This window comes from Rahnella woolbedingensis (genome assembly GCF_003602095.1).
In the GTDB taxonomy this organism is placed as follows: domain Bacteria; phylum Pseudomonadota; class Gammaproteobacteria; order Enterobacterales; family Enterobacteriaceae; genus Rahnella; species Rahnella woolbedingensis.
Genome location: NZ_RAHH01000008.1, coordinates 38,194 through 51,444 on the forward strand (window position 1 = coordinate 38,194; position 13,251 = coordinate 51,444).

Genomic DNA, 13,251 nt, shown 5'->3' on the forward strand with positions numbered 1-13,251 from the left:
GTGCTGCTATAAAGTCGCGCGGATTAGTGCGCAACAGATTTTGAAAACACGTTCACTACGATGACACCCGCGATGATAAGCCCGAGGCCAATGATCGCCGGAGTATCCAGCTTTTGTCCGTAACCAAACCAACCAATAGCAGAGACCAGAACAATGCCGACACCTGACCAGATGGCATAAGCAATACCGGTCGGCAGAGTTTTCAGAGTCAGAGACAATAAGAAGATGGCGATCGTATAGCCCAGCAGCGTAATGACGCTTGGCCATAAACGGGTGAATCCTTCGGAGCTTTTCAGGCAGCTGGTTGCAATAACTTCGGCCACGATAGCCAGCCCGAGAAGTAAATATGTTTTAAACATCTGATGCTTCCTTACTGCACGACTTCCGGGTATACAGCTCATTTTCAATGGCACGGCCGAGGTTGTATTGCGCGCAGGTCGCGCTGAGCCCGAGGGTTTCCAGTCGTGACATGGCGTCCATGCTGCTGCTCAGGCCAATCAGGCGCCAGGAGATATATTCAGCCGGTTCGCCATGCACAAACTCCCCTTTTTGTCTGCCAAACCGGATGGCATCAGAAACCAGCTCATGCCAGTCAGCCACTGAAAGCGCAAAGGCGTCTTTGATCAGCGGGTCCTGTTCGGTCAGCAACATGGCCTGATGCCACAGCGGGATTGCCATCAGAGATCCTTCGTCTTGCGGATCAACCAGCAACAGATTTAGCCGTTCGCGGGCGGTCAGCGTCAGAGACTTTTCCTCAAGCTGGGTTTTGAGGATTTTCATTACCTGCGTATAAGCCTGCGCCCGCAACTGAGCGGCGCTGGAAAAGTGGTGATGAACCTGACCTGTTGCAGCCCCGGCTTCTTGTGCGACCCGACGGACAGTCGTCGCGGCCAGTCCCTCACGGCGGGCAATTCGCGCAGCAGCTTCCAGGATGGTATTGCGGCGTGCTTCTTTACACAGATAAACCACAGAGAAATCCGAAGCAGAGTAGGCAGATAGAGGATAATGCCAACACTTGGACGGATGTTCAAGATTTTTTGAGAACGTTCATTCACCTGTGGTTATGTATAGGTGTAGATATAGGTTATATACCTGGTGAATGAATTGTCATTTATTTATCAGTGCACACAAAGCTGGATGCGGAACGGATATCACCCTGCCCGTTATATTTCGGATACAGCGGATAATCGCACAGGGGCATTTCCCGCCCTGCTGTCGCTTTGTTGACATCAATCATGACCTGCTGTCCGGGAGGGATCCCATGATCGACCCATTTATCCAGCGTGCCGAGTGAATCCCAGCTCGCGCGGAAAGTCCCGCTGCTGTGAGTGAATCCCGGGGCCAGATAGAACCGGGCAAACTGACGGAGTTCTTTCTCGCCAAACTCTGCCCTGAGTTTTTCGTAATACGCCACGGTATTACCCGGCGGTACCGCCACGTCGGCGGTGCCGTGCATCATCAGTAATTTTCCACCATGCTGAACAAACGCGCGGATATTTGCATCGTCGTTATCCACTTGGGAGGCAAGTTCTTTGAGGCGTGTCTGATGAGCGCCGGGATCAAAGGTCAGGGAGTCATAATCTGCGTCTCGCATGACTTCATAACGAACGGCCTGATCGCCCATCATGTAAGGAAAGGAAATAATAATATTGGAGGCTTCAGGTTTTGGCTTGTCTGCGCCGGAACCAAATACGCTGACCAGCGCCGAGGCGTCTGCGCCGCGTAGTATCGGCCAGGGCGCAAAATGATCGCCGCTAGGCAAATTAATCCCCAGCGGCACGGGATTATTGAGCATCTCTACCAGCGAGATTTGCGTGTCTGAAAGACAATTTGCGCCGGTATCTTTGCCCTGCGGACAGCGCAGATGCGCTATTTTAAATGTTGCGCTACAGGCATCAGGATTAGCCACCACGCCGTCAGCCAGTCCGTCCAGTTTGTCACAGGCACCGGTCACGGCATTGGCAATCAGCGCGGCTTTGGCCGGCGAAATCCACGCACCCGGCGTATTGTAGATGGCCTGTCCGATACGGATACCCGCCATGTGTAATTCCACGACGTTATATACCGGATGGATGGCTATCGCGCCGTCATAGTCGAGCGGAAAGCGCTGGATTGCGGCAAGGGCTTCGTGCCCGCCCTGGGAATTGCCCTGATAATACAGGCGTGACGGCTTTTTACCGTAAGCCTGCGTGATGAGTGCGACGGCGACATCGTGGGTCTTCTTAATCTGAGCGCCTGCGAAATTGTCCCACGCTTCTTCATTGAGCGTAAAAGACGCATCCGATACGCCGCCCTGATGACCGGAGTCGCTGCCAAATGTGGCATAGCCCTGTTTCAGCGCGCCCGGCGTTGCAGCGGGCGCCAGTCTTGCGGTATCAGCATCTTTAACCGCACCGTCAAATCCACTGCCTCCCAGTTGCAGGGCTTTCCCGTTCCAGCTGAGAGGCAGGTAAAGCTGAAAATTAATGTCGGGTGCTTTTAAATCAATGGGTTTTATCTGCCCTTCGATTTTACAATGCAAATTCCCGGGATGCCCGGCCATCGCGACATTGGCCACCACCGCGCCACGGGTAGGTAAACCAATTCTGGCGGCTTCGATGCGGGTATTTTTCAGGGCCACGCACTGCGCTTGTGTGAGAACCGCCGGGGACGCTTGCACAACGTTTGCGAAGAACAACACAAAATACAGAGTATAAAAACGCACTTTCATCAGACAGCGGTCATCCCATCGGCATAAAAATGGCAGTTTGTCATTAAATGCTGAGCGAAAACAGCCCTATGTTTATTCATTTTATCTTTAGAACGTCCAGCGAACTCCGCCCGTATAACCCCAGCCTTTTGCGCCGTTGCTGTTAATTTCTTTGCGATAATCCACTTCGGCATACAGTGACAAATCGTTTTTAAAGGTCACGGTTCCCCCGCCACCCAGTTCGCCCATCTGCCCGAATTTGCCGCTGGTAAAGTTCTGACTGATTTGCGTGTTTTCGGCGCCAATCGTGGTTTTGGCTTCGCCACCCCAGCCGCGATAATAGTTTGCACGAACGTAAGGCGTATACTGGCGACCGGTATCATCAAGCCAGGTGCGGTCGGCGCGTAAACCCACGCGGCCAATGGTCTGACTGTAATCCTGATAATCCACCGTGGTGCTGTCTTTATCCGTGAAGTTATCCATATTGATGCGGGTGTACATCAGTTGCGCCTGGGGTTCCAGCTTCATACCGTTATCAAACTGGTACGGATAACCGGATTCCAGAGAGGCGCTCCAGCTTTTCGCCTTGGGTGAGCCCACATTATTTTGGCGCGAAATATCCGTCTCACCGTGATGATTATCGAATGACAGAACGCCATCCATATAAAAGCCATTCTGCCGTTGCCAGGTCAGATAAAGCGCAATGCTGTTGCTGTCAAACGTCGTGCTGCTGTAACCATCTGCCGCTTTAGGCCGCATGCGGCTGTTGCCACGCGTATAGGCCAGACCGCCACGTAAACTGTCTTTGTCGCCGTCGAGACGCAATACGTTTCCGCCGATCTGCATGGCGTTGTAATCCATATCGAAATCATAACCAAACTGCTTAAAGCCGACGTTGGATTTATAGGTCATGTTCGAACCGATATAGCGCAGGAACATTTCACCACCTGTGCCGTCCGTCAGGCTCTGTTCGTGGCGTAATTCCCCCAGCCTTTTGTGTAAATCGTCAATGACGGAGGCGTTGTAATAGGCCAGTGCCACGGGTGCGGAAATATACGCAGGAACCTGCGGGGTGACGGCCCGGCGGCCCGGCGCGCAGTTGTCCACGCCATTCACCACACAACCGTCATCAGGAGGATTAGTTAGCGGCTGGGTGCTGGTATCAACCGGTGTGGACGGAGCCTCCGGGGTTCCCGGATTTGCAGGCGTGACCGCGACCGGTGGAACCGCTTTATTACACGCATCTCCCTCACAGACATAGGCATTACCAATGCGGTAATCCCAGAATGTATTGGTGATGCCACCCGCCACCGTGCGCTGATTGGCGTCGCTGTTGCCCGGCGCAAAGCTGTACAAATCATAACGCCATGGGCCGGCCGCCAGATAACCTCCTTTTAGCGCAAAACTCTTAACGCTCGAATTCCCGGCCACCTGCACTAACGAAATCCCTTCATAGGCTTGCATTGAAGAAGAATGATTGAGGTCAGTCAGTACGCCCGTACTGGCGGCAGCCGGTGTGACATCCAGAATAGTCGTGCCGCTGCTGGCATTGCCGGTAATTTTTAACGTGTCGGTAAACTGGTTACTGCGCACTCCACCTTCATTAAGGTCAGTTATCATGTTTACCGTACCGCCATCCGAGACCAGATCGCCGTTAATGGTCAGGGAGTTACCCGGAGATCCGCTGCCGTTGGTCAGATCAATCAGACCGGCATTGGTGACTATTGCAGAATTCAACTCGCCGCCGGAAATAACCGGATCGACACCGTTACCGGCGAACAGGGTAGAAGTGTTGTCGATGTTCACGTTGCTGTGTGCCAGTTGCAGATCACCGGTAAGTTCCCACTGCGTGCCATCGGTGAAATTAATCACATTCCAGCCATTGCCCAGGTTGACGCCGCGGCTCAGGTCGTCGGCATCAAAGGTGCCGCCCCGCGCGACGATTTTCGAGAAGCTGACTTCATTATCTGTGCCGATCCCGCTGGTGATATGTCTGGTGGTCGATAGATCCACATTGTTGATATAAGCGCGGTTAGTATTCCCGGCGCCAAGAGACAGGCTGCCGTCAAGTGTGCCGCCATTCCATGTCACGGTGTCATCGCCCGCACCGGTGCTGATATCTCCAAGAACATTGCCGGAAGTCAGCAGGACGTCATCGTTCCCCGCGCTGCCGGAAACGGCAACTGCGCTGGCAGAAGATGGCGTGACAGTGCCGCGGTTTTCAAACCGTGCCGTTGTACCGTTACTGAGATCGACCACCGGTGCGGTCAGGCTGGCGGATGTCAGGACGCCGGTATTGAGCACGTTACCGGCATTGCCCGCTATCAGCGCAGATCCCCCGGCGGCATTGGTGATATTGACGGTCGCAGAGGTGACAACGTCACCTGTGGTGTTGGCGTTGATCCCCGTTCCGCCTGCGCCGGTCACGTTAAAGACGTATCCGTCACCCAGTGTTAACGGGCCTGCCGTGGTGGCGAGATTGGCCTGAGTGAAATTAAAGGCCGTGCCATTACCGCTAACATTCGCCCGAAGCGTTGATGCGGGATCGAACGCAGTGGCAGTGCGTACGCCGCTGCCATTGGCAACGTTGATGGTCGCGTTTTGCAGGGTAACATTGCCGGTTTCCGCGCGGTTTTCGATACCATTGCCGGAACCCGTGATATTGAGCGTGGTATTGTTCATAGCCAGCCCGCTTGCACCGATATCGAGTAACACGCCGTGCGCGGTGCCGCCGCTGGTAATATTATTATCGTCACCGTTGAGAATAAGGTTTGTGCCATCCGAAATCCGGATACCGGCCACGCCGTCGCTGACCGTGATATTGCCCGCCCGCGCGACGGAGGTTCCGCTGCCGCTGGCATCTATCCCGGTTCCCTGCACAACTTGTATCGCACCATTGTTGGTAAATGTGCTGCCTGATACGACCTGTGCGCCCGTGCTTCCCGCGCCGGTAAGCGTTATCTGATTATTATTAACAGCCCTGCTGCCGAGTTGCGCCAGCATGCCGGTACTGTCCGCGCCGCTCATCGTCACGACGCCGTTGTTAATCACATTACCGAGATTTGTGGCCATGTACCCAATCGCGCCGGAGGCATTGGCAAGAAGCGATGCGGCGCTGGTGAGCGTGGTGCTGGCGTCGGGGGCTGTCACAATGGACCCGTCTGACTCATGTTTTTGGCCGTCAGCCACGCCGCCGATACTGCCGGTTCCGCTGAGGGTTATTGCGGTGGTGCTGTCGAGATTGCCCATCGCGCCGCCTTCGACGGTGACGGCTTTTGCCCCGCTGCCACTAGCAAACAGTTTTGAACCCGCGGTATTGATTTGTGCGTTAGTACCGGCGCTGACCAGTGCCATGCTGTTAGCACCAGAGGCAGTCAGCGATGAGCCATTGCCGAGTGTCAGCGCGGCGCCATCGGCAATGCGATAAAGCGTCGACCGCTCAGTATCAACATCAAGTACCGTCGTTGCGCTGTTAATGACCGAGCCCGCGCCCACGGCACGGTAGGCTATCTGATCGGTATTGCTGAAAGTCGGTGTGGCGGAACTGGCAATATTTACCGTACCGCCGTTCAGGGCGTCAGCGCCAATCGCCCCGACGCCGTTAAGGTTGATGAGCGAACCGTTGCTGAGCGTAGCAATCGCTTTAGCTCCGCTGGCACTGACACCACGGGTGCGGATGGCGATGCTGCCGCCGTTGACATCAATAGTACCGCTGGTGCTCGCGGTGGTGTTCAGTCCGCTGGTGCCGCTGTTGACTACCATCCCCGCACCACCGTCATTAATCGCAATGTTACCGGTGTTAGAGCCGGTCGCACCGCTTTGTACCAGGATCCCGGTTGCGCCAGCGCCGGTAAAATTGATATCGCCGGTGTTAGTCAGCGAGGCGCGGTTACGGGCAATGAAACCCGTCAGTCCGTTTTGTGCCGACATCAGGGAAGCGGCGGAAACCAGCGCGGTACTTTGCACCGGTGAACCTGAATTTGTGCCGGCGAGCGTATGTTTCTGACCGTCGGCAATCGCCCCCACGGCATTAACGCCCGAAAGATTGATGGTGGTATCGGCGTCGATTGAGCCCGTCGCACCTCCTTCAACAATCAGCCCGGTAGCCCCGTTGCCTGACACTTCCAGCGTGGCGTTTTTGGTGACCACCGTAGTACCGCCGGTTCCCGTGCCCATGACACCGACGGAATTAGCGCCTGAAGCAGTAAGGGACAAATCCGTGCCATCAAAATCAGCGCCCTGCTCCAGCCTGAATAACGTCGAACCGGAGGTGGTCACATTGAATGAATTGTTGCCGACAGTATTAATTTTGGCATTGGGGCCAAACGCGAAGAACGCGATCTGATTACTGCCCTGACTGAACATCGGGATGGCGTCGGGCGAAACATCTACCGTCGCGTTTCCACGTGCGTGAACGCCGATAGCGCCATTGCCGGAAAGGTTGATCGGGCCATCAACGGTAGCCGTCGCGACGCCGGTGCCCTGGCCTTCAACCCATATGCCAAAATTACGCGTACCACTCGCAGGATCTGCGCCACCGGCAACGTTTATCGTCCCGGTAGAACTGGCAGATGAAGTATTCCCGTTTGTAGCTACTACTTTAACGCCGGTTCCGTTAACGCCATTGACGTTAATAATGCCGGCGTTATCGATATCGCCCGTGGTATTCATCACGGACATGCCAATATTTTCGCGCGGAACCGTCGTGGCTTTGCCGTTGATATCTATTGTGCCGTTATTGAGAAGAGTGGTCCCCGTTCCTCCGCTGGCATACATTCCGGCGGCATTCTGCACCCGGCTGCCAATCACAATGTTGCCATTGTTGATGGCACTTCCTCCGGCACTGACCTGCACTCCGGCTGTCAGTCCGCTCTGATTAACGGCGGTATCCGCCGTATTATCATTCAGGGTATTTTGCGGACCGCGACCGATATAAATGTTCGCGTTGGTATTGTTGATAAAAGACGCCGTTGCATCACCGACCATCACGCCGGTAGTACTGCCGGTTGCGCTGGAACCATTGATCCCGACGTTAATATTTCCACTGTTGCTGGCTGAAGAATTAATGCCGAGATTAATGGCTGACGTTGTTCCACCTGTGGTGGCGAAATTCACGATGCCGTTATTATCAAACGTGCTGCCGTTTTGCACCTGCACACCATTTGAGCCAAAGCCTGTGGAGCCAACTCCGGTGCCGTCAATCCGGTTGATGAATCCGCCATTGATGACGCCATTATTGGTGCCGGTGCTGTCGTCGAGGTATAAGGCAGAACCTTCTGAGCCCGTAGAACCCGAGCTGCTGACCTTGCCGTTCACAGTAATTTCAGCATTGTTTGTTCCGCGTATTGCCCCGCCATTTGCACCAATCACTTCCAGGGTTTTCCCTGCCGCGATATTCACTTTTGCGTTGGCCCCGCTGGCATTAATGACAATGCGGTTGCCAATAGCCTGTGCAACATCATCATTGGGATCATCGGCTGAAATCAGATAATCGATGGTATTGGTGCTGCGGGTAAATGCTTTATTGAAGTTGGTGAGATAAGTACTTTTATCGAGGTTGCCGGATTTGAGCTGCGTGATCAGCCAGTCATTGTAATTTTTTAGGCCTGCCGCGTCAGTGACGTTGAAATTAGTCACTGCGTTATCCAGCGTCTGCACCGTAAATGCGCCGTTAAAGGTAATGAGGTTTTGTACGGAAAGCTGACGCGGCACGGTGGGATCAGCCGCTGTGCCAATAAAGGTTATACGATTGTTCGAATTCCAGTTCAGAGTGGTATTGGTCCCACCGGTGCCATCGACATTAAAAAGAGTGCTTTGCTTGGCGGCCATCGTCCAGGCATTGTTCGTGCCGCTGGCGGCGGCGTTTGCCTGACCGATATTAACGTTTAATGTACCGCCGGTACTGACATCGGCAATCCGCGTATTAATGTACTGATCGTCAATCACATTGATGACATCCGGGACAGTCGTACTGGCATCTATGGGGATCAGGGCGATCAGGCTTGCCGGGTTATAAACCTGAAATGTCGTATTGCCACCCGTCGTGGGGTCAGGAATGGTAACCCCAAAATTTGCAGGGCCAATATCAAGGCGGGAGGCGCCAATAACGCCATGATCGTTAACAATGCGTCCCAACCCCTGAAGTGCGCCTAATGTGGTATTGACTGAACCCTCTGTCCCGGTACGAAATTGCTGATTACCTGTCAGGTCAATCACACTTCCTCCTGAGACGATAAGGTCACCATTAAGCTGGTCATTATCTTCAGGGTTAAATGCCTGCAATATCACGGCATGAGCGGACAGGGGAAATAAAAGTGCAGACGGAGAACTTATTACAACGTAGATGGCAATGGATACTTTGGATAATAGCAGTCGGCGCGCCATAGAATACTCCAGCAAATTGGGGCATAACGTATCAGGGAAAGTCCCTCTCCTCTGGATCAAAGAAAAACATGTTTTTCAAGGTATTAACAATCAAATAGCCACTCATCAAAAACCTATACGAAGTTTTTGTTTTGTACAGTTTGCGTTAATTTAACGTTAGATGAGGTAAATGTATTTTGCAAAAAAAAAAGGGGCATTAATTTCCATTAGGTCCCAAAGGGATTATTACAAAGGGGAAGTAGCCGCAATAATCAACCTTATAATAACTACAGGTATTTACAGGACGCCCCTCTGCGTTTTGTCTAATCCCTTGTCGTTATGCATATATTAGTTACAACATTCTTATGCTTTTCAAACATCAACGACAGTGAACACTTAAGCACCTATTAATAAATCAGTTTATCAGACGTGGAAGATCTGCTTAGGCGAGATGCGACCGCGGACATTAAAAAAAACGGCCGCATCGCGACCGCTTTTCATCTCAAAATGAAGTCTACCGCTTACGCCACAGCGTCAGTTGTGCAACGGTATGCTGGAATTTTCTCGCGGTTTCACGGATAACGAACGGAACGTCTTGCGGTTGCTGGACTTCCTCGAATTCACTCGCCAGCAAGCGGCGCAATGCCTGATGCGTGGTCACTGCCTCGCCGTTCTCACGAAAACCCCCTATCCAGTTTTCTTTAGGCGTGAACTCCTCAAGCCAGGTATAAGGTGACGACAGCATCAGTAATCCCCCTGAACGGATCATTGGTGCGATGTCTTTCAGAAAACGCGCCGGTTCACGCAGACGGTCGATCAGATTAGCCGCCAGAACCAGATCATACAGTTCAGCCTGAGGTTTAAGATTGCAGGCATCGCCCTGCACAAAACTGACACGCTCTGTATGTTGTGTCTCTATCCCTGCTTCCGCCAACGACGCCTGACAATAATCGACCAGTTCGCCCTCTTCCGGGATCACATAACGACACGCTTCGCCGCGCGCAAGAGCCAGAGCGACGTCAATAAACCGGGCGGAGTAATCCATGCCCACGACCATATCGAAATGACGCGCGAGTTCAAAACTGGCACGGCCAGTCGCACAACCGATATCCAGCGCCCTGCCTTTCTGACTGGAATTTTTTACTGCGATATCAACCAGTTGTTCGGCGTAGTTAGGGACATTAAAGTGACGCGGACCATACTGGAAATCCAGATACTGAGCGACCAGGCCGTCGGTTTCGTATGGATTCACCGTGACAACTTCCTGATGACTGGACACCACATATCGAAAACCCGCATGCTGGAAGAAGTGACGGCGGAACGCATAACGCGAGGATTTCAGTGCCTCGTTGCCCGTCGAAATCCAGCTGCCGCCCTTGATCATGGAGTGTTTACCATCAAAAGTCGGTGTCGAAAAATCGTCATATAACGGATGAACACGGAAGCCATCAAAACCGCTGATAGGAGTAGACGCCCACTGCCAGACGTTACCTACCACATCATAAAAATTGCCCTGCTGGAAATGATCTACCGGACAGGAAGAGGCCCACCACGCCAGATTGATATTACCCGGCGCGGTTTCCCAGTCAGGCTGATCGCCAGGCACCTGATTACGTAAAATCATCCACTCAGCTTCAGTCGGTAATTGCACAGACTCGCCGGTTTGCGCTGCTTTCCAGCGACAAAAAGCCGCCGCTTCCAGCTGATTAACTTCTGCAGGCCAGTCCCACGGCATTGACACTTCTTCTGTCATGAGGCGTAGTTTCAGTTGCCCGGGTTCACGCGGCGAACCGACCCAAAATGTCGGCATTTCTGCCTGCGCAAAATCACGCCATCCGGCACCTTCTTCGTCCCACCACTGCGCGTCCTGATACCCCCCTGCCTCGATGAAAGTATAAAATTCTGCGTTGCTCACCAGCATTTTACTGGCGCTAAATGCCTGAATTTTATGCTCAGAAGTCCCGTATTCATTGTCCCAGCCGTAGGTATCATCTTGCTTTCCTAGCGTGACAACGTCACCTTTAACCGCCAATGTTTCGTTTTCCGGCACCAGGTTACGGTCATGTTTTGCCAGCGGACAGGCTGGCCAGTGTGCCTGAGGTTTGACCCACTCCACCGGTAACTGACGGATCAGTACGCTGGATGTTTCCAGATGGATACGTTCATGCTCAATCCCCATCAGGATAACCCAGGCAGGACTGTTCCAGCCGACAGGCAAACTCAATGGCATCGTATCGATGATGCCGAGCACTTCTTCCCGAACTTTGTGGCGATATGTGCGTAAATTGGCGACAGATGGCCAGTTATAGTTCTGATCATCGAGATCGTCCCAGCTCATTTCATCCACACCGATCGCCAGCATCGCTTCGATTTGGGAATCAACACGCTTTGGAATTAAACCGGCCGCCATCAGCTTGTTGATATAGAAAGTGGCGGTATGGCCGAAATAGAAAATCAGCGGATGGCGCAGGGAAATCGCTTTGTTGAAATATGCCCGTTCGTCATCCAGACAATCAAACAGGCTCTCGTAGAGTTCCCAGGTCTGAATAAAGTAATCACGTATTTCCTGACGTTTTTGCTCCGCCGTTCCGGTGCTCAATAAAATTGTCTGCGTCGGTTGCGGAAGGCCGTTAGCGTTCTCTGGCTGTGATAGCATCATTAATTCCTCTGTCTTCTGGCAACGCCAAATCAATACTCAAGTGTAGCAGCTGACATCAGCGGCTCTTTTCCGCCGCGTGCTGGCCGGTCTGTAATTCATTTTATTCGTTGATATAAAAGGCACCCAAATTGCGATTAAAAGAGCTTATCTTTCCATATACAGCAGCGATATCTCGGGAACTTGCAGAGATTCGCCTTCAAATTTATGGTGTAAATCGAAGTAATCCGACGCGCTGATTATGCCCTGAATATTGTCAGAAAATGCTTCCAGTGCCTGTTTCATTTGTGGCAGATAGTCGTGGGTATCATAAACACGGTCGATACCCTCCAGCGAATGATTCATGATTTTTCGGGCAACATCGTTCGGCACATTCAGGGAGGACAGTTTGGATCTCGCCGTCCGGCGCAAATCACGGGTGGCAAAAGGCTCAATGCCCAGCCCTCTTTCTGCACGCAGCATACGCCGGATAACCTGAGTGACCGCCCCGCGCGACAGTGGTTTTTGTGCGTCGAACGGAGACGGAACCAGCCATGGGCTGTTTTTCGGGCTGGCCGCAATCAGAGCATTTACGCAAGTCACCATTAAATCGGTTAAAGGCAGGGTGTGGTCGCGTGCGGATTTATTGCGCGTACCCTGCCGCCAGATGCCAATTCGCAGGTGAAACTCTTCTTTTCTGGCACGTACTATTTCATCGGGACGTCGTGCGGTCAGCAAACACAGACGTAACGCCCAGCGGCATTGTTCTGAAACATCCCATAAATCAAGACCATGCCAGAAAACCCAGATCTCAGCATCCGTTAATGCCCGTTCGCGCGGCGGCGTATTTCTTCCCCCGACGTCACGGCGTTTCATTGAACTCAGAGGTGAATGGGAAAGATATCCCTGAGTTTCCGCCCAACCGAAAAACTGCTTACACAGGGCAAATATCCGTTTGGCTTCTGAAATTTTTCCGTCGGCTAACAGCACATTGAATAAACGGTTGAGACGCAAGCGGGTAATTTTATTCAGTGGCACATCGCCTATCACCGGCAGGACATGCTTCATTAAAGACGAAACGGCAATTTCGGGACGGCGGCGGGTCAGGATCAGGGAAAGCCGGATCCAGACATTGATCACCTGACCGACCGTTGCGTTCCCCTCTTCGTCAAAATCGTCCAGCTGTGACAGCGGTGTCGTTTTAATATTCTGAAGATAAGCGAGTACATGCCGGCCGACATTTTCGGTGGCGAAATTTGTTTCACTGGTCGTTCCGGATACCGCGTTACTCATCAGCCCAATTTCACCTGAAAAATCACAGGTCGGTTTTATAACAAGTTAGAGGATCTTAGGCAAAAGGTTTATGACTCCAGACCTATTAAGTCTGGAGTCACAATGACAATCAATGAAGAAAAATAAAGGACTTAACAGAGGGATTTATGGTGTTCTGATTAGGGTAAAAAACCGCAAGACAAAGTGCAACCCGAAGTCCCGACCATACCGAATTCAGGGTGCTCAATGGCTACCTTAAACCTAAAAAGGCCGTTTACTGGTCAACAGTTTC

At 52.6% G+C, this 13,251-nt stretch carries 6 protein-coding genes; all 6 read right to left on the bottom strand.

Annotated elements, in window-relative coordinates:
• Window positions 1–23: 23 nt before the first annotated feature.
• A complete protein-coding gene (locus tag D6C13_RS08125; protein WP_120132279.1) occupies window positions 24–359 on the bottom strand; it encodes an SMR family transporter in 336 nt (111 codons plus the stop codon).
• On the bottom strand, window positions 352–969 hold the full coding sequence (locus tag D6C13_RS08130) for a TetR family transcriptional regulator (protein ID WP_120132280.1): 618 nt from the start codon (window positions 967–969) through the stop codon (window positions 352–354). Before D6C13_RS08130 ends, D6C13_RS08125 begins: the two co-directional genes overlap by 8 nt.
• Before the next feature lie 142 nt (window positions 970–1,111).
• Window positions 1,112–2,620: a tannase/feruloyl esterase family alpha/beta hydrolase gene (locus D6C13_RS08135; RefSeq protein ID WP_244212652.1), complete on the bottom strand. Its 1,509-nt coding sequence runs from the start codon at window positions 2,618–2,620 to the stop codon at window positions 1,112–1,114.
• A 177-nt stretch (window positions 2,621–2,797) separates the two neighbouring features.
• Complete coding sequence (locus tag D6C13_RS08140; protein WP_244212653.1) at window positions 2,798–8,905, bottom strand: autotransporter outer membrane beta-barrel domain-containing protein; 6,108 nt, start codon at window positions 8,903–8,905, stop codon at window positions 2,798–2,800.
• A 661-nt stretch (window positions 8,906–9,566) separates the two neighbouring features.
• Entirely contained in the window at window positions 9,567–11,708 is a 2,142-nt protein-coding gene (ovoA, locus tag D6C13_RS08145) for a 5-histidylcysteine sulfoxide synthase (protein WP_120132283.1), read from the bottom strand.
• A 147-nt stretch (window positions 11,709–11,855) separates the two neighbouring features.
• Window positions 11,856–12,980 carry a tyrosine-type recombinase/integrase gene (locus D6C13_RS08150; protein ID WP_120132284.1) on the bottom strand — a complete coding sequence of 375 codons (1,125 nt, stop codon included), beginning with the start codon at window positions 12,978–12,980 and terminating at the stop codon, window positions 11,856–11,858.
• Window positions 12,981–13,251 lie beyond the last annotated feature (271 nt).

Coding starts and splice junctions, on each gene's coding strand:
- D6C13_RS08125 (WP_120132279.1), bottom strand. CDS start 359: ATGTTTAAAACATATTTACTTCTCGGGCTGGCTATCGTGGCCGAAGTT.
- ovoA (WP_120132283.1), bottom strand. CDS start 11,708: ATGCTATCACAGCCAGAGAACGCTAACGGCCTTCCGCAACCGACGCAG.
- D6C13_RS08150 (WP_120132284.1), bottom strand. CDS start 12,980: ATGAGTAACGCGGTATCCGGAACGACCAGTGAAACAAATTTCGCCACC.